The organism is Desulfovibrio inopinatus DSM 10711 (assembly GCF_000429305.1).
In the GTDB taxonomy this organism is placed as follows: domain Bacteria; phylum Desulfobacterota; class Desulfovibrionia; order Desulfovibrionales; family Desulfovibrionaceae; genus Alteridesulfovibrio; species Alteridesulfovibrio inopinatus.
Window position 1 is genome coordinate 17,367 of record NZ_AUBP01000025.1, and the last position, 24,495, is coordinate 41,861.

The window sequence follows — 24,495 nt, forward strand, 5'->3', positions numbered from 1 at the left end:
ATTGTGAAACTGCTTCGACCACCGGAACTTGTTATTTCGCGCAAACCATTCACATGGCAGGGAAATCATCGTCTTTGCGTGACTGCACAACTTGCGTTCACGCTTACATCCCCCTCCCAAACAATAAAAGCAGCACACGCTTGGAAACAACTGGCTCCTCTTGCTGAACAGATCGGCGGTCTCGACGCAGGCATGCCGAAAGGACGCGGTGAATTTCTTGTCGCCGGCACATGCTGGGCATCACAAAACACTCCAGTCGAAGCGTTGGAAGTCGCTGTTACCGTCGGTCCGCAGAACAAGCACCTTTATGTTTTCGGCGATCGCTCATGGCAAAGCCGCAAAACAAACGCGCGGCTTCCTGTTCCCACACCATTTCAATCAATGCCTATCACATGGGCCAATGCCTTCGGTGGACCGGGCTACGATTCCAATCCTATCGGGAAAGGATTTCTTGATCCCTCTCCTCAGAAGCGATCAACTGCTATCTCTCTTCCCAATATTGAACATCCCAACCACCTCATCGGCTCCATCAACGACCGACCTCAGCCGGTAGGTTTGGGGCCGATCCCCCCCCATTGGTCACAACGTCGCCAACTTGCCGGAACGTATGACCAAAACTGGAAAAGGAGGGATTGGCCGGGTTTTCCTTCTGACCTCAACTGGCGCTTCTTCAATTGCGCCCCCGACGATCAACGTATCAATGGCTATTGGAAGGGAGATGAATCCATTGCCCTCTTCAATATGCACCCGCAAGATACTTGTATTGAGACACATTTACCCAAGATCCGTGTTCGCTGTCTCTCCGGCGAGTCACTTGCCGATGACAACGCGCAAGAACCTCCTACAAACTTGGACACGGTGTGGTTGTTTCCCGATGTCGGCATAGGTATGCTGTTCTATCGTGCTGTTTTCACTGTTGCGGATGAAGAAGCATCGAATCTCGGCTGGATTTTATGTTGGACCGAATCACTCGATGATTCCCCGACATCTCCCGATGTCTACTTAGCAAAAGTACAGGAGCGCCGTGAGAGACTCCCGAAGTCAGAACATCCACAAACGCCTCCAGCACAACCGGAAACACAGCTCCCTCGAAAAGAAGACGTCCCTTCAGAGAAACCGCTCTGGTCATCGGCTCCCGGCTTGAGTCGTCAAGACATCACCGACGGTCATGCAGCAGGTCGGTCTTTCGCAAACACGGACTGTCGAGGAATGGATTACAGCGGCCTTTCCCTTTCCGGGATTCTCTTTTGCGGTGCCGATCTCCGAGGAACAAACTTTTCCGGAGCTGATCTCAGTGCAGCCGATTTAACCGGAGCCCGTCTTGATGGGGCAACGTTTGTCAACGCACGATGCAGTGCTGCTCGCTTCGACAAGGCTACCGCGCTGCATGCATGTTTCGATCAGGCGCAACTCGATAGAATTTCAGCTCAACAATTCGATGCAACCGATGCCTCATTCAACCAGGCACGAATGGACTCCGCCGATCTCCGTGGTTTTCAAGGCATCCGTTCTCAGTTTCAAAATGCATCACTTCTTCAAGTCAATGCAACCAAAGCGGATTTTAGCCAAGCGAATGCAACCAATGCCGTGCTGAAACAGTCTATTTTGGATCAAGCTTGCTTTGAACAGGCAATACTTGATGCAGCCGATTTGACGGAAACCCATCTCAAGACCACACAAATGACGGGTGTCCATGCGGTGGGAACGCGATTTGATAAATCTGTCATGGCAACAACCGACTTCAGCTCTGCTAAACTCGATAACGCTGTCTTCGACGGCGCCACGGGGTCAAAAGTATTGTTTTTCGGAGCTCAAGCCAACGGTATCAGTTTGGTAAAGACGTCTTTAGAACATGTTCGCGGCAACCGGAACACGGAACTTATTAACGCTATTTTTACCGACAGTGACCTCCCCAGGATGTCCATGCGATTTGCAAAGCTCCCGAAAGCAGACTTCAGCAAGGCGCGTCTTCTCCGGACCAGCTTTCAGGGAGCCCATCTCGACGGAGCATCGTTTGCAGCCAGCAATGCCCCGAACATTGTATTTACCAAAGCCAACCTTGACCACGCGAATCTCACAGGCATGAATGCGATGCATGCACGATTACGCAAGGCCAGTCTTCAGCGTGCCGACCTCCGTCAAGCCAACCTCTATGGAGCCGATGTGTATAAAGTCGTCGTCGATAACACACGCTTTGATGGCACCAACCTCCATCAAACACTCTTAGCCGATTGGGGAAAATCATGAACCGTGACGATTTTGTTCATGCGCTTGCCAGCAATCGGGCTCTTGTTGAGCTAGACCTTTCAGGGATGGACCTTTCGCATCTCGATTTGAGCAAGGTTATTTTTGAACGCTGCCGGATGACTGCATGCAACCTCTCAGCTACGATTCTCCATAAAACATCGTTTATCGGTGTAGATTTGACGGGTGCACAAATTACGGAAGCCACAATAACGAAGTCGCTCTTTCACACCACGAAACTCGAATCAACAAACTGGGCTGGCTGTCATGTCGAAGATGGAGACTTTTCCGGTAATGATTGCCAGCAAGCTGTGTTTTCTCAATCCACGCTCACGAGATGTGACTTCAGCGCATCCAATCTGACAGGAGCCAATTTCCAGAAAGCGCAAACCCAGCGTCTTAGCATGCGCGGTGCCATCGTGGACGGGCTTCAATGCCATGAAACAGTATTTCACCGTGCGGACTTCACCGGGGTTGATATGCAACGAATGGTTTTGGGGACCACCGATTTGAGCGGGGCCAATCTTACTCGGGCAAACTTGACGGGGCTTCATTTTCAGGGATGCATATTGAACCAAGCCAAACTCAACGAAGCCATCGCACATGATGGAGATTTTCGTGGTATGCGTTTAAATCAGGTGTTTTTCCTTAAAGCACAGCTCGAAAAAGCTTACTTTATGGAAAGCCAGCTTACGTCCTGTCAATTCGGTGAAGCCCACGCCTCGAAAACGCTTTGGACCGATGCGCATCTCACCGCCTGTTTTTTCAACGCGGCCCATGTTGATCGTACCGACTTCTCTCGCGCGATCTTGGAAAAATGTATCTTCAAAAAAGCATTCCTCCATGCGGCCAATTTTTCCGATACGACTCTGTCGTATTGCGACCTTTCGCATGCCGATATCACCGAAGCACTCCTTGCCCGGACCAAACTTGAATATACCAATTTGCATGCTGTTGACGTACATCGCGCCACGGTACGAGACGCGTCCATGACCACGGTTTTACCCACAGACCCGATCCGAGCGCAGGCTGAAGCGTTTGTTCCGGTTCAGGTTTCATCTCGCTAATGGAGACGCCCTATGTATGATCACGCTTCGCACCTTTCTCTCAATGATTCGACTGGCATGCTGACCGGCCGTATTGAAGGACGGATTGATGCCATCTATACACTCCGTTCCACACATGGTGTGTATCAAGCTCACAAAGCAGTAAGCTGCCTCATTGAACCAGAAACGGGAGACACCGTCCTCTGTGGCAAAGATGAAGTGGGGCATCTGTTTATTCTGGCGATATTGATGCGGCCCAACGCAACCCCCTCGAAAATTGCTTTTCCGGACGGAGTTTCTGTCAGCGCCCCTGGCAATCGTTTCGATATTGACGCTGAGCATGTTGCTATTCAGGCCAATGACACGTTGCAATTAGCAGGTCGTTCCACACACCTTGATGCCGATGAAACCGTTATGCGCACCAGGACTTTTTCATTGTTTTCCTCAATACTGCATGCCGGTGTTGGTATTGCCGAAGTGATTGCGGAAAGCCTCGACTCCGTCTGTGATCGTGTCGTGGCGCGATCGAAATGCAGCTACCGTTATGTCGAAGAGCTTGAGCAGGCCTGTTTGGGACGATTCCGTTGCTTGGTGGATGGATCATTGTTTATGCGGGGACGTAAAGCGAGTCTCAATGCTGAGGAAACCGTCACGATTGACGGTGAAGAAGTTCACTTAGGATAATAATGCTCTACCAGAAGGAGGAGTCATGTTTGCGCTGACGATGATGAACGGCATGTGTATGGCATTTCCCGATGTCTGCCTGACACCGACTCCTGTCGGTCCAATTCCTATCCCTTACCCCAATATGTCAATGGGTGAGATGGCCGATCCGGCGACATGCGCCGACACGGTGAACGTTCTCGGGATGCCAGCGCTCATGCAGGAATCACAAATTATGCTCAGCCAAGGCGACGATGGCGGGGTAAATGGTGGAATTATGTCTGGCATTTTTATTGGTCCCACCGAATTTTTACTTGGCGCAGACGATGTGATCTTTGAAGGCGGACCGGCATTACCAATGGGAGCAACCATGACCGGCCAAAACGGAGAAGGCATGCCCAATATCGAGGGAGATTATATTGTCCCGAGCCAAACCGTTGTCATGGCGCTTGGCTAACAATTTGATTTCATAAAGATTTACCAGAATTTACGATCCAACGCCAAATGGGAGAAATATCCTAGAACAACGGCAAGATAGTATGGCAACATGGATTGCCATGGAATTCCATAAAAAAATGTAGGAACAAGTAATACCGGAAGCGGAACAAGAGCCATGGCCCATAGCGTGTGCGTCCATCCTCGGTGTGGCCCTAAAGCCGGCAGCAATGCACAAAAACCAAGCAATGCGGCATAACGATATTGTTTGTTAAAAATAAGATATAGATCCAATCCGACCAAAGCGAGATAAAAGAGATTCTGTCCCTTGGAGTCCGTATCCACATCGGGAAATAGTCCTCCCAGCACAACAAGAACGGCCAAAAAAAGACACATTTCTATGCTCGGCATGGATCGTCCCAACCAGTACAAGCCGGCCAAAACGGCTGCCCCAGCAACCAATGCTCCGAAAATATGGGTTCTATATCCGGGCATGTCTTTTATTCCTCCTCAAGACATTACAGATTGCCATCTGTTTGGTAATATTCTTGATTCACAAAAAAACACTTTCCGTAATACGGGTATGGATGTGCTTCCGTGAACTTTACTACAGAACTCACTTCGGCCGGTTGGCTCGAACTGATCTATCTCATCCTGCTTCTTATTGTCGTCATACTGCCTTGGTTGCGACCGTGGAAACTCTGGCGCCAATGGCGATCCAAGAGAAGACGATAGCAACTCGTATGTGACGAAAAAAAGGCCGAGAGGAACGGATCCTTCTCGGCCTGAAAAGACATGCCAGAAACCGATTAGAACATATCCTTTTCGGTTTCTTGTATCGTTCTTTCAATGGAATCTTGGAGCTTCTTGGGCAACCCCATAATATCCACATTTAAAAATCCGCGGACAATGGTCGACGTAGCTTCGTCTTCGTCCATGCCTCTGGCCATGAGATATTCGATTTCTTCCTGTGCAATTTTGCCCACAGCAGCTTCGTGAGACAGTTCTACTCCGTCGATCGTCGCCATCAGCTCAGGCACAGCATGGATGGAACCACCACCAAGAATAAGCCCACGGCACTCGAGGTGACCACGTGCCGGAACGCTGTTTCCGCCAATATAGCCGCGCGCAATGATTTTGCCGCCCGTGGTAATGGTGCGGGCAATCATTTCACCTTTGGTCTCGGGCGCATTAAGTTCAATACGGCTTCCGGTATCGATCACCGAACCTTCAGGAGCCACAATAACCGAGTTGAACCGTGCAACGGCACCGCGGCCGTTCAGATCGATGCGGGGATACGCCTGCAGGTCCTTGACTGGTTTCAGCAGAACATAGTTGTTGAGAAAAACACCGCCTTCCTCAACCACCCCGGCCGTACGGGGGCGTACAACCATGCTTTCCGACCAATTGTGCACCATGGTGAAGGTGAGCTTTGCGTTCTTCTTCACGTAGAATTCGGAAATTCCAAGGTGTGCGCCGCCTTCAGCCCCATGCGAAACCGAGCATCCCGTGATGATATGCAGCTCGGAGTCTTCTTCCACGATAACGATGTTGTGGACATTCTGACCGATCTTATTTCCTTTCAGGAATAAGCAGGACTGAATGGGTTCCGTGATTTTCGCGCCTTTTTCCGTGCGGATAAAATAGCCGCCATGCAGATTTTCGCTCGTGGCGCGGGTGTACTCATCTTTATCTTTGTCAACAAGCTTCCAATAGTAATCAGGAAGACCATCATATTTTTTCAGAGCGTCTTTGATATCCATCATTTCGACGCCGGCATGGGTTGTCCGGCAATGGACATTCTTATGGTCAAAAAGCAAAAACGTCCCGCTACGCTGGGCTTCGTCCACATCGATGCCGGACATCAAGAGTTGTTGCTTATCGTCTTCGCTAATGGTGCTCAGGTCGTCGATAACCTCTTGTGCCTGGCTTTCAAAATCGAATTGTTTCAAATCGATGGTGTTCATGGTGCTCTCCCTTACTTTCAAATCCGCCTATTGCAGGCAGCGGACGCATTCCTGATAACCGTACTTGCTAACGTGGTCCAAAATATCACGAGGTCTGGACTCGCAACACAAATGACCATTGTAGAGCACCTGCGCCCGGTCGGCGTTGACATATTCCAGAATATAACCGGTATGGGTAATAATCAGTCCCGATGTCTGTTTGGTGGCAGTGATCTCTTTCATGCTCTTGTCCGGTTGGGGAGTCGTATCACCGCGGAGCATTTCACGAACAACACTCCCGACAAGTTTCATGTTTTCGAGGTCGACACCGGATTCTGGTTCGTCGAACAACAAAAGGTAGGGGTCTTGTGCACGCAGCTGAAGCAATTCGGACCGTTTGATTTCACCACCGGAAAAACCGGAGTTAATATCGCGTTCCAGAAAGGATTGCATATTAACTTGCTCAGCAAGCGTATCAACATCGATATTGCGACCACGGGCGCAGAGTTGGACAAGATGCCGGGTCTTCAAGCCATGAATAGTTGGAGGACGCTGGAAGGACATGCCAATACCGAGCCGAGCCCGTTCGTACATGGGCGCGTGCGTAATATCCGTTCCACGGAACATAATGCGTCCCTTGGTGATTTCGTAGTTGCCAAAACCCATAAGCGTCATGAGCAACGTCGTTTTTCCCGAGCCATTGGGACCGAACAGGATAAACGTTTCGCTCTCTGCGATCTTGAGATTGATGCCCGAGAGCACTTCCCGTTCGCCGATCTTGACGTGAAGATCTTCGATTACAAGCATTTTCGCGCCTTTTTTGTAACATGTTATACTCTAGCGATCATTTTTCAATCGCTCAAATTCCGTTCGAAGGACAAAATTCATAAGCAACCTACAGACGGATGTCTATACGGAATTCCCTTAGAGTCTGACCTGTGTCAAGTGGTCTTCTCATAGTGTTTTCTGTCAGCAATATAACAATACCGACAAGGGCGACCACGGGAAAAGACAAATATCAAAAGCCACCCCGCAGCAAATCCTCCCACATGCGCCCACCATGCCACGCCTCCTCCGGATTGTCCGGTTGAGGCCCACTCCGCAAATCCCGATGCAATTTGAATAAAAAACCAGATTCCAAGAAACAGCAACGCCGGGACTTCTACTATCCAAGGAAAGATAAATATTGGTATGAGTGTGACAACCCTTGCATGAGGAAAAAGTCGCATATACGCCCCCATTACGCCGGCAATCGCCCCGGAGGCTCCAATAATTGGTGAGGTGGAAAGTGGATCAACAATAAAATGCAAAATCGAAGCGGCAATGCCGGTTCCAAGATAAAACAGAGCAAACCGTGTATGACCAAGCACGTCTTCAATATTGCGTGCAAAAATCCACAACACCCACATATTCAAAGCAAAGTGCCATATACTGCCATGCAAAAACATGTAGGTAAAAAACGTCTCTACTCCTGAAGAGGTATAACCACTCATTATGGCCCACGTTCGATCGCTCAACCGGGCAGGAACAAGGCCATAATGATAGATAAGCGCCGTTTGATAGGCTGTCGGAAGCCGAAGTTGCCAAAAAAACACAAGCACATTTCCAAGAAATATCACCCAGGTGACAAGCGCTGGTGTATGTCGTGGAATATTCGCCTTCAATGGAATCACGACGTCATTCTCCGATCATCACACGGGCGATACCGGACTCTACGCCCAAATATCCGGTAGAACGAAAATGCTGAATCAATTGGAATACAGCCGATATTCGTCGATGACGCAAAGATGACAGAAGATTTTGCACATCGTCATCAAGCTGCTTGAGATCACCATCGTTATCAATGGTTTCATGACACAAGTTTCTCTTTTTCTCCGGATTCCACTGCCAGGAATCCACCGTTGCTGCCGTTCTCGCATTCCATTGCCGTTCGGCCAAGCGATGTGCCCGTTGTGCGGAAGAACAAAAAACCCCTACAACGACATCGGCTTTATCTTTGTTATGCCAGCCAATTTCAAAGAATAAGGGAATCTCAGCAAATCCTGCACGACGAGTTTGTGTCTGACGCCAAAAGTCCTCCAAACGAACATCCACCAGCGGATGAATCATATGCATTATTTCACGCCTGAGATTATCGTCTTCAAGAAGTGCCGATAACAGTGTCTTTTTATCAACCCCGTCAGCATTGACAAAACGTGAACCATAACGCTGTTTGAGAAGATATGTGCCGTCCCCGTCCGGGCCATAGGTCTCAGCAACAACCTTATCGGAATTAAATACAGGCCACCCGCGCTTTTCAATGCATGACAAAAAAGCGGATTTTCCACAGCCTGCAGGGCCGACGACGACGATCCGTTGTCGGGAACGAGCAAAGACAAGCGGCAACCTGGCAAAATCCTTGGGTAACGCCGCGGTAAACTCCATGACTTCGCCGGTCGTGGGATGCGGCACACAAAGACGCCAGGCATGCAGCATTTGCCGCGGAAACAGTCGGGCCATACTCCCAAGGCTGCTCATAAAAGCCGTCAGTTTTGAACGACCGTACACCGCATCCCCCACAATGGGATGCCCAATATGATCAAGGTGGACTCGAATCTGATGCGTTCGTCCGGTTTCAATGACGACTTCAAGGAGTGAGACACGCTTTTCCGGGTCCGACCATACAACACGATATCGTGTCAGCGCATCGCGTCCCCCCTTTTTAACTACAGCCATGCGCGTTTTAATGTCTGGATCACGACCTAAGGGGACGTTAATGACACCGTTCTCCCTTTCTGGCCTGCCAACAACAAGAGCAAGATAGGTTTTGGAAACTGTTCTCTCCGCAAAAGCCGTACTGAGAGTCAAACGTGCTGGTTCATTCAAGGCAACGGCGATAAGCCCCGAGGTGTCTTTATCAAGCCGGTGCACAATACCGGGACGGACAGAATCCAAGTCCATTAAACCAGGATAGCGCTCTATCAGACGGTGGGCCAACGTTCCATGAGGACAGCTCGGAGCAGGATGGACCGTGAGGTTTGGTGGCTTATTCACAACGATCATATCATCGTCTTCATAAAGCACACAGAGTTCACCACGTTGTGGTATGAGACCACACGTCGACTCGGGGAGTTCAAAACGGACGCATGCTCCCGAGAAAATTTTCATCGATGGCTTTCGCCAGACGTGGCCGTTAACCTGTACCAACCCCGACTTAATCATATCCTGGACTTTAGCCCGTGTGATAGCACGCTCTTCAAGTTGAGACGCTAACCAAATATCGCAACGAAGCTCTGGTGTTCCATCAGGAACAATACGCTCCTCAACGCGTTCGGATTGCAAATCGGTGTCCATGTTGTATACCTATGCGACTCGACCGACGACAAAGTCGATCGAAATGTTATGAGAAAGACTCGTTGCAGACAGACATATTGTCAAGTTGTCGTCAATGGTTTAGCGTTTTTATTCATCTATCCCATATATTTTCACCCAAGGGAGCCCCACATGAAAGCCATTATTTATAAAGACAAAACATTTAGTATTGAAGATGTCCCCATGCCAAACAGCGAGGATGGAGAAGTTCTCGTTCGGGTCTTGTGCGCTGGCATATGTAATACCGATGTCGAACTTCTCCAAGGATATATGAATTTTAGCGGTATCCCTGGGCATGAATTCGTCGGCGTTGTCGAAGAGGCCCCAGACCCGGACCTTGTCGGCAAACGTGTTGTCGCCGACATTAATGTCGGGTGTGGAGATTGCTCCTGGTGTAACCAAGACGATCCCCGGCATTGCCCGAACCGGACGGTTATTGGTATTGCCAATAGACAAGGAGCATTTGCGGAATATATCCGTCTCCCCAGAGAGAATCTCCATGTTGTCGACGGGTCTATCCCAACAACGAAAGCGGTTTTTGTCGAGCCACTGGCTGCAGCCTTGGAAATAAGCCAACAAGTCCATCTTCAGGCGCATGACCGAGTTGCAGTTTTAGGAGACGGCAAGCTTGGTATCCTTATCGCTTGTAGTCTTCGACATTTTTGCCCGGAAATCATTCTTATCGGCAAACACAGCAGTAATCTCCAAATTGCCGCCAATCAAAACGTGAGGACACGTCGCATTGCCTCTTTGTCCGACCTTGATAGACGCATCCCCGAAGAAATCGGACCATGCGATATCGTCATTGAGGCCACTGGCCGACCAGACGGCGTGCATTACGCGCTTAATCTGCTCCGTCCAGAAGGAAAACTTGTTCTCAAGACGACATCAGCGGAATCTGGAAGCCTCAACTTGGCAAAAATTGTCGTCGACGAAATAGAGATTATTGGATCACGGTGCGGCCGATTTGAACTCGCCTTGCACTACTTGAAAGAAAATCTCATTGATACGTCGGAACTTGTCGAAGCAACCTATCCCTTGGATTCTTTCGCCGATGCATTTGCGCTGGCCATATCGAGAGGTTCAAAAAAAGTCATTTTAACCTTGTCGAAATAACCGGCACGCTTAATCCATTTCTCTTATGGAACAGCAAATTCTCCTCAAAATACGTTCGATGCTCGAACCGTTGCACCAAGACATCGATACGTATATAAAAATCATTGAAACAATCTGGAATGCCGGGCTCTTCGGTATTAGTTTTGGCAAAATTATTGGAGCCCTCTTTCTCTTTAGTCTTTTTATCTTCTTCCGATCACGGATATCCCGTTTCATTATTCGTCGGGCACATCGCATAAGCCGTATAACAATCACGACAATTGACGATCATCTTATTACGGCCCTCGAAGCCCCACTCAGCTTCTTGCCGGTTGTCATCGGCTTTTTCGTTGCAACGCAGTACTTGTCTCTCTCAGGAATGCTTGATCTGCTTATCCAAAAGATCTGTCATTCCCTCCTTATCATTGTGCTCTTTTGGAGCGTATTCAATCTGCTTCAACCCATAGCCACCAATATTGCGAAAGACGTTGAGCATCGTCTCTCAGCCACAATGGCTCGTTGGTTATTCAAAACAATCCGTGCCATTGTGCTTACAATTTGGCTTGCAACACTCCTTGAAATCTGGGGAATATCCATTGGTCCCGTGCTCGCTGGTTTGGGTCTCTTCAGTGTCGCAGTGGGCCTTGGCGCAAAAGATCTCTTTCAGAACCTTATCGCGGGAATCATTATCATTTCAGAAAAACGATTCAATCCAGGTGATTGGATACGCGTTGATGGAATCGTCGAGGGAACAGTGGAAAACATCGGGTTTCGTTCAACTCGAGTCCGACGGTTTGATAAAGCACCTGTTTATGTCCCGAATACTGATCTTTCCGATAAAGCGGCCATCAATTTTTCCAAAATGAACTATCGACGCATCTACTGGACGATTGGCTTGGTGTACGCAACCAAAGTGGACCAACTCCGGACGGTTTGTAACCAGATCAAGTCGTATATTACAGAACAGCCTGACATTTTTGCGTTACCACCGGACGCACCGTTGTTTGTGCATATCGACAACTTCGGAGAGTCTTCGATCAATGTTATGCTCTATTGTTTCACGAAAACAACACAGTGGGGCGAATGGCTGCGCATCAAGGAGGAACTTGCGTACGCCATAATGGATATTGTTCATTCCTCGGGATCGGACTTCGCCTTTCCAAGCCGAACATTATATGTCGAATCATTCCCAGGCGGCGAGCAAGCCGAGCCATTCATCCCGCCGACATCTTCTCTTCACGAAACAACACAGGGCGAAAACACCTAAGTGCTTTCGCCCTGAAGTAAGCGAGAAGAATCACGCTAAAAATTTAGTCGATTTTTCCCGGTACAAATCCGATATCACTAATAGCCAGTTTGATAACATCATCAGCCACTGGCTTTTCTTCTTCGTAGCTCGCTTGGCCCAATTCAAGATTGACCGAAACATTTTTGAGTCCGTCAATTTTGGAAAGCGCCTCAGTAACCGATTTTACACAATGTTCACACGACATACCTTTAACTGCAACCGTCTTCATTCTCCAACTCCTTCAGTCTGGATTTAAGCTCGTTCGGCAAGCCAAGTTACGGCTTCCTCGAAATCAAGGGTGCCTTCATAAATAGCTCGTCCTGTTATAACCCCTTCCAGACCTTTTGCAAACAACGGGTACAAATTTTTAAGGTCATCAAGCACAGCCACGCCGCCGGCAGCCAACACAGGCTTGTCGGTCAATGAAAGCAGATGCTCCATGGCGGCAATATTAACGCCGGATTGCATACCATCGCGTGAAATATCTGTGTAAACAAAAAAGGCCGATCCCTGACGAACAAGTCTGGGGACGACATCGTCAACGGTCAAACCGGAATCGGCAACCCAGCCTTTGGTTTTGAGCTTTCCGTCTACGGCATCTAATGAAACCCCGACTTTACCGGGAAGCGCTTCCGCCAAACGGCCAAAGCTCTCTTCATCTTCCAGTGCCATCGTTCCAATCAGCAGACGAGTCACCCCGGCATCAATATAGGCTTTTGCCGTATCGATATCGCGAATCCCTCCGCCCAGCTGAACCGGGATGCTCAATTTTTCACAAATGGCTTTGATAAGATCAAAGTTCTTGGGCTTGCCGCTAAATGCCCCGTCCAAATCGACAATATGCAGATATTGAGCACCAAGTGATTGCCAATGTTCAGCCATCGATCCAGGGTCTTTGGAGAATACAGTCACTTGGTCGGCGAGCCCTTGCTTAAGCCGAACGCATTGTCCGTCTTTAATGTCGACAGCGGGAAACAAAATCACAGGCCAAGCTCCTTTAATCCCTTTTGGATGCCAAACGAAGCTAATTCCGAAGCGGTCAGCCATTTTCCGCCGCGTTCAAAAAAAGCCCCTGCTTTCAAAATATCATCCGCCAGGGCCTGTTGTTCTTCTTCAAAATGGACATATTTGACGAGGTCACCAGTGTTCACATCCACGACATACATATTCAGTGCGATGTATGCCGGTACAGACGCTCCTATCGGTGAACCGACCCGCTCTCGGGCTGAAAGAATCTGTGGCACAATGACATAGTCCACGGAGGCACATTGCCCCACATGCGCATAGTAGTCACGAAGAGCCTGTTTGAGTCGGGTCGTAGGTGCCGGTGTTGCCGCAAGGCATTTCACCATGGTCAGCTCTGAAATCGTATGTTTCTTCGTGGCTGCCATACGGGTCTGCATAGCGTCATCAAGTTGCGGTAACAACTTGGGATCCACGGGGAAAATCTGACTCGGCATGGTGCCGGCCAAAAGATCTTCATTGGAAGTCGCCACGGTAAAGGGAGCTACCCCAAACGTAAATTGCGATACGGCGGATTCATTTTCAGTCGGAGAATTTTGCTGACGGCGTTTACAACCAACAATTCCGAAAATGAGACATACGACAACGATTGACCAGACAACTCCGCGATGGTGCGATTTCATGTGTCCAGACTCCCTTTGGTGCTGGGAACACCCCGCCGTCGCCGCGAAATGGCACGACGAAGGGCCAGGCCCAATGCCTTGAAGGCCGCTTCGAGCATATGATGACCGTTTTGGCCATATTCCAAATGAATGTGCAGATTGAACCCGCCTTTGTAGGCAAAGGACTTGAAAAACTCACGCCAGAGGTCCTTTTCCTCTCCTGCAATGACAGGTGGCAAGACATCATCTCCCTGATAGACCACATAAGGACGACCGGAAAGATCCAAAACAACCGATGTTAAAGCCTCATCCATAGGAACGCGGGCATCGGCCACGCGTTCAATGCCTGCTTTGTTTCCAAGAGCACGGGCAAACGCCTCTCCCAGGCACAAACCGACATCTTCAATGGAATGGTGGGCATCAATATACATATCGCCATTGCATGCAATGACAAGATCGAACTCGGCCCAGTACCCGAGCAAAGTCAGCATATGATCGGCAAAACCGAAGCCAGTCTTAACATCGGTTTTCCCTGTACCGTCAAGTGTGAGTTCAAGACGAATATCGGTCTCCGCCGTCTTGCGCTCCACCACGGCAGACCGTACAGACGTGTCGCCCTGATGCTCTGTCATATCTTACGCCTTTGTTGCTGTCTCGGAGATCGGCGTCTCGGGAGTTTTGTTTTCTGCAGATGCTTCAACGCTCTGCTTTTCCGCTTCGGTTTTGGCATCCACGGAATTCATTTCCGACTCGGCCGCCGTCGTGTTCACAGCGGCCTTTTCATCGTCTTCCGGAAATAATTCCTTTTTCGCCTCTTCCTGGCGTTTTTTCTGTTCAGCCCGTTCGACCTCGGCTTCAAATGTATGTTTAACGTCGGAACTCATGCGTCGAAACTCGGCCATCCCCTTCCCAAAAGTTCGCATAAGTTCGGGCAATTTCGATGGACCGATGAAAATGAGCGCCACAACAATAATCACCATAAGCTCGGTGGAACCGATATTGAACATACGTGTCCCCGCTTAGAAAACGTGCGTCAGGAAAGTCCTATTCCCATTCAATCGTGCTTGGGGGCTTGGACGAAATGTCGTAAACGACACGGTTGACGCCTTTTACCTCGTTGATGATTCGATTGGATATATTGGCCAGAATTTCGGAAGGAACGCGCGACCAATCAGCCGTCATGGCATCGAGACTGTCAACGATGCGTAAAGCAATGACGTGTTCGTAGGTTCTGTCGTCTCCCATAACACCGACCGTCTTGAGCGGCAGCAACACGGCAAATCCTTGCCAAACCTTGCGGTACCAATCCGTTGCATGAAGCTCGCTTTGAACGATTTTATCAGCTCGCCGCAGAATTTCCAGACGTTCTTCGGTGATTTCACCAATGATACGAATTGCCAATCCCGGACCAGGGAACGGATGCCGCCAAATAACAAAATCAGGCAAGCCCAGTTCCAAAGCGACCTTCCGGACTTCGTCTTTGAAAAGTTCACGTAACGGTTCAACAAGTTGCAGCTTCATGACATCAGGTAACCCACCGACGTTGTGGTGGCTTTTGATGATTGCCGATGGTCCGCGGAACGAAATGCTTTCGATGACATCGGGATACAGCGTGCCTTGCGCGAGATAATCAACGCCTTCAATAGCCGACGCTTCTTTTTCGAAAACTTCAATGAATGTGTGACCGATGATCTTTCGCTTCTCTTCGGGATCCTCGACACCATCAAGACGACCCAGAAAAAGATCGCGTGCTTTCACAAAGCGAAGGTTGAGATCGAAATGCTCACGTAAATATTCGACAACCTCTTCACCTTCATTGGCGCGCAACAAGCCATTGTCCACAAAGATACAATGGCATCGTTTGCCAATGGCTTTGTGCAGCATGACGGCGACCACGGTGGAATCCACACCGCCGGACAGGGCGCAGACAACATGGCTGTCCCCGATCTTTTTCTTCATGGCTTCAATTTCGCTTCCTACGAATGAAGACATGTTCCAGTTGGCGTTGAGGTTCGCAATTTTGAAGAGGAAGTTATGCAAAATCACGCCACCGTCTTCTGTATGAGCGACTTCCGGATGGAATTGCAAAGCATAAATATTTCGAGAGCTATCTGCTATCGCCGCAACGTCGACATTCTTTGTTCGGCCAATGACGGTAAATCCTTCAGGAGGTAACATGACTTTGTCACCATGCGACATCCAGACCGTGTGCGTGCGGCTAGGATCAATACCGTCAAAGAGGAGACTTTTTTCCAGAATCTCGAATTCAGCGCGACCATATTCTCTGTCACGAGCAGCGGAGACCCGCCCTCCTGACAAATTATGGGCAATCAACTGCATACCGTAGCAAATACCCAAAAGAGGCAATCCGAGTTCAAGCAGTTCCGGGTCAAGCCGCGGAGAGCCTGACTCAGTGACACTCGAAGGTCCGCCCGAAAGGATGATGGCTTTTGCTCCAGACTGTTTGATTTCTTCTAAAGAAGCTGTGCAGGGCAAAATTTCCGAATATACACCGGTTTCACGAATACGACGAGCGATAAGCTGCGTATACTGAGAACCGAAGTCGAGAATAATGACTTTGTCAGGTGTAATCATAAAACGACCTTTCCCGGCTTAATAGTTATCAATGCGGTAGTTGGGCGCTTCCTTGGTGATGATAACATCATGGACATGGCTTTCCTTGAGTCCTGCCAAAGAGATGCGGATAAATTGACTATCTTCTTGTAACGCCGTGATGTCCTTTGCTCCAACATATCCCATACCGGAACGCAATCCACCGATAAGCTGATAAATGCTGTCGGTGACCTTCCCTTTGAAGGGAACACGACCAACGATCCCTTCGGGGACAAGCTTGTCGGTTTTCTGTTTGTCCTGAAAATATCGGTCGGAAGAACCTTCACGCATGGCATCAATAGAGCCCATACCGCGATAGATTTTGTATGTCCGTCCCTGATAGAGAATCGTTTCTCCCGGGCTTTCCTCCGTACCGGCGAACAGGCTACCCATCATTACGGAATCGGCACCCGAAGCCATGGCTTTCACGACATCGCCGGAAAACTTGATGCCACCGTCGGCAATAACCTTCACATCGGTGTCGCGGCAGGCTTTCACCGCTTCCATAATAGCTGTGATTTGCGGAACACCGGCCCCGGCAACCACACGGGTGGTACAAATAGAGCCAGGTCCAATACCGACCTTCACCGCGTCGGCTCCAGCCTTCACAAGAGCCTCAGCGCCTTCATAGGTTCCGATATTTCCGGCCACGATCTGACTATTCGGAAACATCGACTTGAGCGCCTGAATACCTTCAAGAATATTCTTTGAATGGCCATGCGCCGAGTCGAGGACAAGAAAATCAGCTCCAGAATCAAGAAGAGCCTGCGCACGCTCATCACGATCACCGCCAACACCAATGGCTGCCCCGACACGAAGTCGACCAAGATCATCCTTGCAGGCATTGGGATATTTGCGAATTTTTTCAATGTCTTTAATGGTGATCAAGCCGCGCAATTTGTTATTGCTATCAACAACCAACAACTTCTCGATACGGTTTTGGTGGAGATGATGCTTGGCTTCATCAAGGGTCGTCCCCACAGGAACCGTGACGAGTCGATCTTTGGTCATGACATCGCTGACTTTCGTCACGCTATCCTTGACAAAACGGACATCGCGGTTGGTGACAATGCCGACGAGCTGATCATTTTTCACGACCGGCAAGCCAGAGATACGGTATTCAGACATGACTTTGAGGGCATCCTCTACAGTCATTTCCGGTTCCACGGTCACCGGAGAAATGATCATACCGCTTTCGGACTTTTTGACCTTTTCGACTTCCAGCCGTTGACGCTCAATGCTCAAATTTTTGTGGATAACACCGACGCCTCCCGTTCTGGCCATAGAAATAGCCATCTGAGACTCCGTAACGGTGTCCATGGCCGCGCTCAAGAGCGGGATGTTGAGTCGAATTTTCGAGGTCAGCCAAGTGCTGACGTCAACCAGGTCCGGCGTCACTTCGGAATATGCCGGACGCAGGAGAACATCGTCAAAAGTGAGACCTTCTCCATATACTTTCTTCATGGCGTCCTTCTTCAAGAGCTGACGTTTGTTGGGTCATTCAAGGAAAACAGCTTATCCGGTGCCGAAAACAACCAGCATTGGTTGCTCAGGAGGTCGAATCTGCTTTGTTCCATGTGAATTTGTCGACGATATACTAATTCAATCGCCGTGTCCTAAAAAGCATCGTCATTTTTCTTGCAAGCGGAGTACATTATGTCACATTCACTTACAAATGATATTGGCTCGCACTGGAGTGCTATGAGTCTTCACCAAGATAGGCGGAGCGCACTTTGGGGTCTTCCAAGAGATTGGCAGCGGGCCCTTCCAGAGCGACATGACCGGTTTCGAGGACGTATCCTCTATTTGAAATCTGTAATGCCATTTGGGCATTTTGCTCAACAAGCATGACTGTCACGCCTTCTTTGTTGATCTGCTGTATGATTTCAAAAATATTCTCAACAACAATAGGAGCCAACCCCAATGACGGCTCATCGAGCAACAGCAATGACGGTCGCGCCATCAACGCGCGTCCAATAGCCAACATTTGTTGCTCACCACCGGACAACGTTCCGCCATGCTGGCGGCGACGTTCGGCCAAAACCGGGAAAAGTCCGTATATACGTTCTTCATCCGATTTTATACCCTCTTTGTCCTTTCGTAAGTAGGCGCCCATCATCAAATTTTCACGGACAGTCAATACCGGAAAAATCATTCGTCCTTCGGGAACCTGTGTAATCCCCATAGAAACAATGCGTTCTGTGGAACACGACTGAATGGCTTCGCCATTAAACGTAATAGAACCTGTTTTAGGAGGGGTAACGCCACTGATACTCATCAGTGTTGTACTCTTTCCTGCTCCATTGGCTCCGATGAGACACACGATCTCACCTTTGTTGATACGCAAGCTTACACCGGATAATGCTCGGATGTTTCCGTAGTACGTTTCAATGGCATTGATTTCAAGCATTGGCGGCTCCCCTGCCGAGATAAGCTTCAATGACCTGGGGGTTCTCCCTGATTTCAGTAGGACCGCCTTCGGCGATTTTCGTCCCATGGTCCAAAACAACAAGATGTTCACATAGTGTCATAACGAGCTTCATATCATGTTCAATGAGAACAACGGTCACGCCTTTGTCCATAATTGCATGAACAAGATTGACCAGCGACTGTGTTTCTTGAGGATTCATGCCGGCAGCCGGTTCATCAAGCAACAACAACTTTGGATCGGTTGCCAACGCCCGAGCAATTTCAAGACGACGTTGATCTCCATAGGAAAGGCTCGACGACTGATGCAGCGCTTTATTGCCAAGACCGACAAAATCAAGGCTCTCCATTGCGGCGTCGATAATTTCCCCTTCTTCTCGTTTCTGATTTTGGGTGCGAAAAACTGCACCAAAGAAATTGGACTTCGTGCGGCAGTGACGGCCGATTCGTACATTATCGAGCACTGTGAGCGAAGAAAAAAGACGAATATTTTGAAATGTACGTGCGACACCCAAAGCGGTCATTCTTTCAGGCTTAAAGCCATTGGTGACGACTTCACGTCCATTGTTGGCCCAACGGACTTGTCCTTCACTTGGCTTATAAATCCCGGCGATACAATTGAACATCGTGGTTTTGCCGGCTCCGTTTGGGCCGATAAGACCGGATATACGATTTTGCACGACATCAAACGATATATCGCTCAGGGCCATAAGTCCGCCAAAGCGTTTGCTGAGCCCATCTATGCGAAGGAGATAGTCCATCTTAATTTACTCCCCTTGCGCGCAGTTTTGCTTTGAGATTGATAATGTGTTGGTTGCGAAGCGTGCTCGTGGCAATTTTTGGGAAAAAACCGTTCGGTCTGAAACGCATAATAAGAATCATGATGAGACCATACGCCAAAAACCGCGTTTCTGTTGGCAAACCGAATTTTGGCAGCACGACACGCAAGACCTCTCCAAGAGAAATAAGAATGACAGCACCGATAAGTGAACCATTAATGTTGCCAAGCCCACCCAGAACAACCATACACAAGACAAGAAATGATTCCCAGAACTTGAACATATCCGGCGACAAGAACATGGTCCATCGTGCGAAAAATGCACCGGCAATGGCGCCAATCCCTGCTGACACCGCAAAGGCGATAACTTTATACAGCAGGATATTAACACCGGAGCTTGCCGCGGCCAGTGGATCTTCGCGAATGGCGAACCATGCCCGACCAAGACGAGAATCTTCCATACGCAACATGACAACATAGACCAGTGCGACCATGAGAATGCCCAAATAGAAATATGGCTCTTCTCCGTAAAAATCGTAATACCAAGTCCAGTCCGGGTTAATATATTGCCCGATAAATGTCAGGTCGATACCCACGGGATCAATGCCGGGCAATCCCAGCGGACCACGGGTCAACCAAATCTCATTGGTGAGAAACAAGACCACCAACTCGGAAAAGCCAAACGTCACAATGGCAAAATAGTCTCCGGTGAGACGCAGCGTCGGAGCACCGAGTAATACCCCCCACAATGCGCCATTAAGTGCTGCCAAGGGGACGATAACCCAGAACGATACACCGTAGTTTAAGGTCAGAAGTCCGGCTGTATAGGCGCCGATACCATAGAAGCCAACATACCCCAGGTCGAGCAGACCACAGAAGCCAGGGACGATATTGAGCCCCATGGCCAGTACCATGTAGATCATACACAGGACCATGACATGCAGGACATAGACGTCACTAAACGGCATGAGCGGATACGCCAGCAAGGCCGCCAGAATGATATACTTGAGATATTTGAATGATTCGCTCATGAGAATTCTTATCCCGGGTTGTTTCGTTGCAAAAAAATGCCTTGCTAGGCCTTATCCACCACGGCTTTACCGAGAATACCGGACGGCCGAAACAAGATGACCAGGATCATCACGGCGTATGCCACGCCATCGCGATATGGAGAAGAAATATACCCGGCACCGAGTGTCTCTGCGATCCCAAGAACAATGCCGCCGAACATCGCCCCCGGTACGGAGCCGATGCCCCCGAGAACAGCCGCGGCAAATGCTTTGACACCAGCCGTATACCCCATGGTTGGATACATGCTGTTATAAAACATGGCGACAAGCACTCCGGCAACCGCTCCCATGGAGGAGCCCAAAGCAAACGTGAACGAAATGACACGATTCACGTTGATCCCCATAAGCGACGCACTCACTTGATTTTGAGCCAGAGCACGCATTGCCGTTCCGATGCGGGTTTTGGAAATAATAAGATACAGGCCAATCATGAGGGAAATGGCCACGACATAGATAAAAACCTGCATCCAGCTAATGTTCACATTTGAAAATTGAAAAGCGGTTTCGCTGAAAATGGCAGGTACGGCAGACCGAGGGAAAGGAGTCGGACGACTTCCCCAGATCACCATGGCCAGGTTTTGTAAAAAAATGGACATGCCTATAGCCGTAATAAGCGCGGCTAGCCGTGGTGCTTTCCGTAACGGACGATAGGCGACGATATCAATAAGGATGCCGAGGGCGAGACAACAGACCATAGACAGCAGGATTGCCGGAAACAAGGGCAATCCGAACATCGTAATAAAGGTCATACAAAAAAAAGCACCGAGCATGTAAATTTCACCATGGGCGAAGTTAATCAGCTCGATGACGCCATACACCATGGTATATCCCACAGCGATAAGGGCGTAAATGAGGCCCAACGTCAATCCATTTACGAGTTGTTGTTCAAGCAAAGCAAGCCTCCAGCTCCGCTGGTCTGTTCAGGATAAAAAAAGGGTGTTGGGGCCACATAATGAAACAGGCTGGAAAAATCCAGCCTGTTTCTCGTGTTTTTTTTAGCTTGGCCTGCAACTACTTCATTTGCTTTTCAGCAGGGACAAAGGCGCCACCTTTAACCATCTTAACAAACGCCGGTTTTTGGCTGTCGCCTTTGGCGTCGAAATAGGTCACACCGGTTACGCCGTCATAGGCTTTTTCCGGAGAATCCATAGCGGCCAGGTATTCGCGAATTTTGGCCCGATCGGGTCCAACCTCGCTGATGGCTTCAATCACGATACCAGCAGCATCATACGCGTTGGCGCTCATGTAGTCGACATCACGATCGTAACGAGCTTTAAACGCTTCAATGAAGGCTTTGCCCTTATCGCTAGCCGTTTCAGCCAGGAACGGTGTGGTCATGTACGTGTCTTCGGCGGCATCACCGGCAAGCTTGATGTAGTCGACGTTATCCAGACCCTCAGCACCAAACTTGGGCACATTGAGTCCCATTTTTTTCGCCTGGTCGGCGATAAGTGCGCCTTCAGCGTAATATCCAGCGATAAACAACGCCTGTGGGTCCATGGATTTCAGTTTGGTCAACTGCGGAGTGAAATCTTGTGCACCTTTCATATAGGCTTCTTCGCCAACAACATCGAGACCAATTTCTTTGGCTTTATTCACGAAGGCCGTCTTGAGGCCGATACCGTAGTCATTATTTTCGTAGAAAACGGCCACTTTCTTGAGACCAAGTACTTTGGCTATATACTCAGCAAGAAAACCACCCTGAAAATCATCGCGGTAGACGTTACGGAAAGACCAAACGCGGCCTTTTTTATCTTTATTTTTGTCGCTGATGGAGACGTTGGTTGCCGTCGGCGAAATGGCGGGAACACCGATACGCACATACGTGGGCAGCGCGGCCAAGTGAGCCGACGAGCACAGGTGGCCGACAATAACAGCCAAATCTTTATCGTTGGCGATCTTGGTGGAAACAGTGGCCGCTTCTTTCGGGTCGCACTGTTCATCAAGGTAAACGGCTTCAATTTGTTTGCCGTTCACCCCACCGGCTTTATTGACCTCTTCAACTTTCATCGCCACGCCGGCTTTAATATTGTCACCATACCCGGCCTCAGCGCCAGTAAATGGGGACGGGACGGCGATCTTGATAACATCCTCAGCGTGGGCAGACCCCAGGCCAACAACAGAAAATGTGACCATGGCGCATGCCAGAACAGCCAGTTTCACGAATTTGGAATTTCTTACGCTCATTTTCGTGGTCTCCTGTTAAACAAAACGGTGAATGCCCATAGAGAGGGCCGCCTTGTGCCGATTGCAAATGAGGAAACACCTTCCCCAGTGTCAATTATGGGATTATTCAGGCGTTTCCACAATTTTGAAAAAATAAGTTGAACAATTCCCTATTCTCTACAAAAATGCAATTCATTTCAAGAATTGGGAGATGTCTTTTGCAATTCTTGCGTTATACGGTCGGCCGTGTCTTTGGGAATGCCATCCATTGTCAACGCTTTCTCAAAAAACTCTTGAGCCTTCGCACGATCATTGAAACCGTATTCGTACAAGATACCCAGGTTATAATATGCCCTGTAATCTTGTGGCGCGAGTTCTTGCATGTGTTCAAATCGAGATTTCGCCGTCTCATTATCCTTCATGCGAAATGCATAGACGCCAAGGACATTGAGTACATCGGCATCGTCAGGACGCAGTGTGGCGGCCTTGTCCATGAACGTCTTGGCTCTGTCGAATGCGCCCATCCCCACAAAACGCCCAGCAATCGTAAGCATGGCTTCAACATCGTTCGGATCTTCCTGGAGTTTGCCCATCAACACAACAAGATCGGACATTCCACCGGCCTGTCCCATTCCTCCCTGTCCTCCGGCTCCATTGGAACGAAGTGCAATGGTCAGGTCGGGATGGCTCAATCTATACGTAAACGACCCGGCAAACATGGCAACGAGCCCTAATACTACCAGGATCAATACAAAGTTGACGCCGGAAGAGGATACGTCTGTCGTCTCAGTCATCCTGCAACGTCTCCATGCGCCGAATGCGCTTTTCAAGTTGTCGGCCTTTTTGCATCAACACCGCCGCATAGAGTCCGACTCCAAGCCAGACAACAATATTCGCCGCTAACAGGTAGGTTTCATTGGTCATATAATCCTCCTTGTCGCTTTTCGTCGTGTCGTTATATGGCTACGCACTATCGAATCGCTTCAAAGCCAAGCGCCCCACTTTGGCCTCATTCAGGCTCAATTTCGTGCGAATGATCAGAAAAACCGACCATAAGAGCCCCCAGCCAATCAGGCAAACAATCAACGTTGTCCACATTTCCGGCTCCATCCCTCCACTTTTACTTCCTAAAACAGCGGGATGAATGCTGCGCCAGTATCGCGCCGAGAGAAAGACAAGCGGAACATCAAGAAATGCGACAATGCCGAGAACGGCAGAAATAGTTCCACGCCGCTCTCCACCAACATCAGCTGAACGGACAAGCAAATACGCAACATACACGAACCACATAATAAGCGTCGTGGTTAATCGTGGATCCCAGGTCCACCAGACATTCCAAATCGGTCTGGCCCACAGTGACCCTGTGATCAACGCAAGGCTACTCAATACCACTCCGATTTCTGCGGATGCTCCTGCCAAATGGTCCCAAAACGGCGTTTTCTTCGCCAAAAACAGAATGCTGGCCACAAAGACAACAAAAAAGCTGACAAGAGACCACCAAGCCATGGGCATATGCATATAAAAAATCTTTTGAACAATGCCCATAGTCTCTTCTACCGGAGCATACATCCAGATGAAATATTGGCCGACAGCCATAACAGCTCCGGCAAGGAGTGGTAAAAACGGCATGCGATTATCCCTTTGATGCTGAACAGTTGAACCAAAGGCATCCCATACGGGGGTGTCTTCCGAAACGCATCTCCATCACGCTTGGTTGTGCTTGCATCATCCAATATGTTGAACAAGCT

27 protein-coding genes are annotated in these 24,495 nt (G+C 49.2%); 7 read left to right on the forward strand and 20 right to left on the reverse strand.

Going from position 1 to position 24,495, the window contains the following annotated elements; genetic code table 11:
- Positions 1–3 precede the first annotated feature (3 nt).
- Genes G451_RS0114655 through G451_RS0114670 form a run of 4 tightly spaced genes read left to right on the forward strand, consistent with a single transcriptional unit; the run spans position 4 to position 4,410 of the window.
- A complete protein-coding gene (locus G451_RS0114655; protein WP_027184843.1) occupies positions 4–2,247 on the forward strand; it encodes a DUF2169 family type VI secretion system accessory protein in 2,244 nt (747 codons plus the stop codon).
- A complete protein-coding gene (locus G451_RS0114660) occupies positions 2,244–3,311 on the forward strand; it encodes a pentapeptide repeat-containing protein (protein ID WP_027184844.1) in 1,068 nt (355 codons plus the stop codon). Before G451_RS0114655 ends, G451_RS0114660 begins: the two co-directional genes overlap by 4 nt.
- Positions 3,312–3,323: 12 nt before the next feature.
- A complete protein-coding gene (locus tag G451_RS0114665; RefSeq protein ID WP_027184845.1) occupies positions 3,324–3,974 on the forward strand; it encodes a DUF3540 domain-containing protein in 651 nt (216 codons plus the stop codon).
- Positions 3,975–3,999: 25 nt separating this feature from the next.
- Positions 4,000–4,410, forward strand: coding sequence for a DUF4150 domain-containing protein (locus G451_RS0114670; protein ID WP_027184846.1), 411 nt, complete (start codon positions 4,000–4,002; stop codon positions 4,408–4,410).
- A 20-nt stretch (positions 4,411–4,430) separates the two neighbouring features.
- Here the strand turns inward: G451_RS0114670 and G451_RS0114675 are convergent, their stop codons facing one another.
- Complete coding sequence (locus G451_RS0114675; RefSeq protein WP_027184847.1) at positions 4,431–4,883, reverse strand: metal-dependent hydrolase; 453 nt, start codon at positions 4,881–4,883, stop codon at positions 4,431–4,433.
- A gap of 102 nt (positions 4,884–4,985) precedes the next feature.
- On the opposite strand from G451_RS0114675, the gene G451_RS34175 reads away from it, so the two are divergent.
- Entirely contained in the window at positions 4,986–5,123 is a 138-nt protein-coding gene (locus tag G451_RS34175; RefSeq protein ID WP_156921664.1) for a hypothetical protein, read from the forward strand.
- 74 nt (positions 5,124–5,197) lie between these two features.
- Here G451_RS34175 and G451_RS0114680 read toward each other — a convergent pair whose 3' ends face one another.
- From G451_RS0114680 to coaE, 4 genes are all read right to left on the reverse strand, one after another.
- The gene (locus G451_RS0114680) at positions 5,198–6,355 is read right to left on the reverse strand and encodes a SufB/SufD family protein (RefSeq protein WP_027184848.1); all 1,158 of its coding nucleotides are present in this window, start codon (positions 6,353–6,355) and stop codon (positions 5,198–5,200) included.
- 27 nt (positions 6,356–6,382) lie between these two features.
- Positions 6,383–7,141: an ABC transporter ATP-binding protein gene (locus G451_RS0114685; RefSeq protein ID WP_027184849.1), complete on the reverse strand. Its 759-nt coding sequence runs from the start codon at positions 7,139–7,141 to the stop codon at positions 6,383–6,385.
- Positions 7,142–7,275: 134 nt separating this feature from the next.
- Positions 7,276–8,007 carry a rhomboid family intramembrane serine protease gene (locus tag G451_RS0114690; RefSeq protein ID WP_027184850.1) on the reverse strand — a complete coding sequence of 244 codons (732 nt, stop codon included), beginning with the start codon at positions 8,005–8,007 and terminating at the stop codon, positions 7,276–7,278.
- A gap of 4 nt (positions 8,008–8,011) precedes the next feature.
- The gene (gene coaE, locus G451_RS29640; RefSeq protein WP_051261535.1) at positions 8,012–9,667 is read right to left on the reverse strand and encodes a dephospho-CoA kinase; all 1,656 of its coding nucleotides are present in this window, start codon (positions 9,665–9,667) and stop codon (positions 8,012–8,014) included.
- 150 nt (positions 9,668–9,817) lie between these two features.
- Here coaE and G451_RS0114700 point away from each other — a divergent pair, with 150 nt between their 5' ends.
- Together G451_RS0114700 and G451_RS29645 are read left to right on the forward strand one after the other, a co-directional pair.
- Entirely contained in the window at positions 9,818–10,801 is a 984-nt protein-coding gene (locus tag G451_RS0114700; RefSeq protein WP_027184851.1) for an MDR/zinc-dependent alcohol dehydrogenase-like family protein, read from the forward strand.
- Between the two features lie 25 nt (positions 10,802–10,826).
- Positions 10,827–12,047: a mechanosensitive ion channel family protein gene (locus G451_RS29645; RefSeq protein ID WP_051261536.1), complete on the forward strand. Its 1,221-nt coding sequence runs from the start codon at positions 10,827–10,829 to the stop codon at positions 12,045–12,047.
- A gap of 43 nt (positions 12,048–12,090) precedes the next feature.
- Here the strand turns inward: G451_RS29645 and G451_RS0114710 are convergent, their stop codons facing one another.
- The 15 genes from G451_RS0114710 to ccsA form a co-directional block, all read right to left on the reverse strand.
- Positions 12,091–12,297, reverse strand: coding sequence for a heavy-metal-associated domain-containing protein (locus tag G451_RS0114710; RefSeq protein ID WP_027184852.1), 207 nt, complete (start codon positions 12,295–12,297; stop codon positions 12,091–12,093).
- A 23-nt stretch (positions 12,298–12,320) separates the two neighbouring features.
- Complete coding sequence (gene hisA / locus G451_RS0114715; RefSeq protein ID WP_027184853.1) at positions 12,321–13,052, reverse strand: 1-(5-phosphoribosyl)-5-[(5-phosphoribosylamino)methylideneamino]imidazole-4-carboxamide isomerase; 732 nt, start codon at positions 13,050–13,052, stop codon at positions 12,321–12,323.
- The gene (locus G451_RS29650) at positions 13,049–13,714 is read right to left on the reverse strand and encodes a hypothetical protein (RefSeq protein ID WP_034642419.1); all 666 of its coding nucleotides are present in this window, start codon (positions 13,712–13,714) and stop codon (positions 13,049–13,051) included. The genes hisA and G451_RS29650 overlap by 4 nt, the downstream gene beginning before the upstream one ends.
- Positions 13,711–14,325 (reverse strand): imidazoleglycerol-phosphate dehydratase HisB, encoded by a 615-nt coding sequence (hisB, locus tag G451_RS0114725; RefSeq protein WP_027184854.1) that lies wholly within the window; start codon positions 14,323–14,325, stop codon positions 13,711–13,713. The genes G451_RS29650 and hisB overlap by 4 nt, the downstream gene beginning before the upstream one ends.
- Positions 14,326–14,328: 3 nt before the next feature.
- Positions 14,329–14,700: a Sec-independent protein translocase protein TatB gene (tatB, locus tag G451_RS0114730; protein ID WP_027184855.1), complete on the reverse strand. Its 372-nt coding sequence runs from the start codon at positions 14,698–14,700 to the stop codon at positions 14,329–14,331.
- Positions 14,701–14,737: 37 nt separating this feature from the next.
- Entirely contained in the window at positions 14,738–16,288 is a 1,551-nt protein-coding gene (gene guaA / locus G451_RS0114735; protein WP_027184856.1) for a glutamine-hydrolyzing GMP synthase, read from the reverse strand.
- Between the two features lie 18 nt (positions 16,289–16,306).
- Positions 16,307–17,770, reverse strand: coding sequence for an IMP dehydrogenase (gene guaB, locus G451_RS0114740; protein WP_027184857.1), 1,464 nt, complete (start codon positions 17,768–17,770; stop codon positions 16,307–16,309).
- Between the two features lie 235 nt (positions 17,771–18,005).
- Positions 18,006–18,716 (reverse strand): ABC transporter ATP-binding protein, encoded by a 711-nt coding sequence (locus G451_RS0114745; protein ID WP_027184858.1) that lies wholly within the window; start codon positions 18,714–18,716, stop codon positions 18,006–18,008.
- The gene (locus tag G451_RS0114750) at positions 18,709–19,494 is read right to left on the reverse strand and encodes an ABC transporter ATP-binding protein (protein ID WP_027184859.1); all 786 of its coding nucleotides are present in this window, start codon (positions 19,492–19,494) and stop codon (positions 18,709–18,711) included. The genes G451_RS0114745 and G451_RS0114750 overlap by 8 nt, the downstream gene beginning before the upstream one ends.
- A 1-nt stretch (position 19,495) precedes the next feature.
- The gene (locus G451_RS0114755) at positions 19,496–20,542 is read right to left on the reverse strand and encodes a branched-chain amino acid ABC transporter permease (protein ID WP_027184860.1); all 1,047 of its coding nucleotides are present in this window, start codon (positions 20,540–20,542) and stop codon (positions 19,496–19,498) included.
- A 44-nt stretch (positions 20,543–20,586) separates the two neighbouring features.
- Entirely contained in the window at positions 20,587–21,474 is an 888-nt protein-coding gene (locus tag G451_RS0114760) for a branched-chain amino acid ABC transporter permease (protein WP_027184861.1), read from the reverse strand.
- Positions 21,475–21,592: 118 nt separating this feature from the next.
- Entirely contained in the window at positions 21,593–22,768 is a 1,176-nt protein-coding gene (locus G451_RS0114765) for an ABC transporter substrate-binding protein (protein WP_027184862.1), read from the reverse strand.
- Positions 22,769–22,944: 176 nt separating this feature from the next.
- A complete protein-coding gene (locus G451_RS29655; protein WP_051261537.1) occupies positions 22,945–23,541 on the reverse strand; it encodes a tetratricopeptide repeat protein in 597 nt (198 codons plus the stop codon).
- A complete protein-coding gene (locus G451_RS33695) occupies positions 23,534–23,671 on the reverse strand; it encodes a CcmD family protein (RefSeq protein WP_084448595.1) in 138 nt (45 codons plus the stop codon). Before G451_RS33695 ends, G451_RS29655 begins: the two co-directional genes overlap by 8 nt.
- A gap of 39 nt (positions 23,672–23,710) precedes the next feature.
- Entirely contained in the window at positions 23,711–24,376 is a 666-nt protein-coding gene (ccsA, locus tag G451_RS0114780; RefSeq protein WP_027184863.1) for a cytochrome c biogenesis protein CcsA, read from the reverse strand.
- Positions 24,377–24,495 lie beyond the last annotated feature (119 nt).

Bases quoted from the DNA above. Each gene is read 5' to 3' on its own strand.
- G451_RS0114660 (WP_027184844.1), top strand. From the start codon at position 2,244: ATGAACCGTGACGATTTTGTTCATGCGCTTGCCAGCAATCGGGCTCTT.
- G451_RS0114665 (WP_027184845.1), top strand. From the start codon at position 3,324: ATGTATGATCACGCTTCGCACCTTTCTCTCAATGATTCGACTGGCATG.
- G451_RS0114670 (WP_027184846.1), top strand. From the start codon at position 4,000: ATGTTTGCGCTGACGATGATGAACGGCATGTGTATGGCATTTCCCGAT.
- G451_RS0114675 (WP_027184847.1), bottom strand. From the start codon at position 4,883: ATGCCCGGATATAGAACCCATATTTTCGGAGCATTGGTTGCTGGGGCA.
- G451_RS0114680 (WP_027184848.1), bottom strand. From the start codon at position 6,355: ATGAACACCATCGATTTGAAACAATTCGATTTTGAAAGCCAGGCACAA.
- G451_RS0114685 (WP_027184849.1), bottom strand. From the start codon at position 7,141: ATGCTTGTAATCGAAGATCTTCACGTCAAGATCGGCGAACGGGAAGTG.
- coaE (WP_051261535.1), bottom strand. From the start codon at position 9,667: ATGGACACCGATTTGCAATCCGAACGCGTTGAGGAGCGTATTGTTCCT.
- G451_RS0114700 (WP_027184851.1), top strand. From the start codon at position 9,818: ATGAAAGCCATTATTTATAAAGACAAAACATTTAGTATTGAAGATGTC.
- G451_RS29645 (WP_051261536.1), top strand. From the start codon at position 10,827: ATGGAACAGCAAATTCTCCTCAAAATACGTTCGATGCTCGAACCGTTG.
- G451_RS0114710 (WP_027184852.1), bottom strand. From the start codon at position 12,297: ATGAAGACGGTTGCAGTTAAAGGTATGTCGTGTGAACATTGTGTAAAA.
- G451_RS29650 (WP_034642419.1), bottom strand. From the start codon at position 13,714: ATGAAATCGCACCATCGCGGAGTTGTCTGGTCAATCGTTGTCGTATGT.
- hisB (WP_027184854.1), bottom strand. From the start codon at position 14,325: ATGACAGAGCATCAGGGCGACACGTCTGTACGGTCTGCCGTGGTGGAG.
- tatB (WP_027184855.1), bottom strand. From the start codon at position 14,700: ATGTTCAATATCGGTTCCACCGAGCTTATGGTGATTATTGTTGTGGCG.
- guaA (WP_027184856.1), bottom strand. From the start codon at position 16,288: ATGATTACACCTGACAAAGTCATTATTCTCGACTTCGGTTCTCAGTAT.
- guaB (WP_027184857.1), bottom strand. From the start codon at position 17,770: ATGAAGAAAGTATATGGAGAAGGTCTCACTTTTGACGATGTTCTCCTG.
- G451_RS0114745 (WP_027184858.1), bottom strand. From the start codon at position 18,716: ATGCTTGAAATCAATGCCATTGAAACGTACTACGGAAACATCCGAGCA.
- G451_RS0114750 (WP_027184859.1), bottom strand. From the start codon at position 19,494: ATGGACTATCTCCTTCGCATAGATGGGCTCAGCAAACGCTTTGGCGGA.
- G451_RS0114755 (WP_027184860.1), bottom strand. From the start codon at position 20,542: ATGAGCGAATCATTCAAATATCTCAAGTATATCATTCTGGCGGCCTTG.
- G451_RS0114765 (WP_027184862.1), bottom strand. From the start codon at position 22,768: ATGAGCGTAAGAAATTCCAAATTCGTGAAACTGGCTGTTCTGGCATGC.
- G451_RS29655 (WP_051261537.1), bottom strand. From the start codon at position 23,541: ATGACTGAGACGACAGACGTATCCTCTTCCGGCGTCAACTTTGTATTG.
- G451_RS33695 (WP_084448595.1), bottom strand. From the start codon at position 23,671: ATGACCAATGAAACCTACCTGTTAGCGGCGAATATTGTTGTCTGGCTT.
- ccsA (WP_027184863.1), bottom strand. From the start codon at position 24,376: ATGCCGTTTTTACCACTCCTTGCCGGAGCTGTTATGGCTGTCGGCCAA.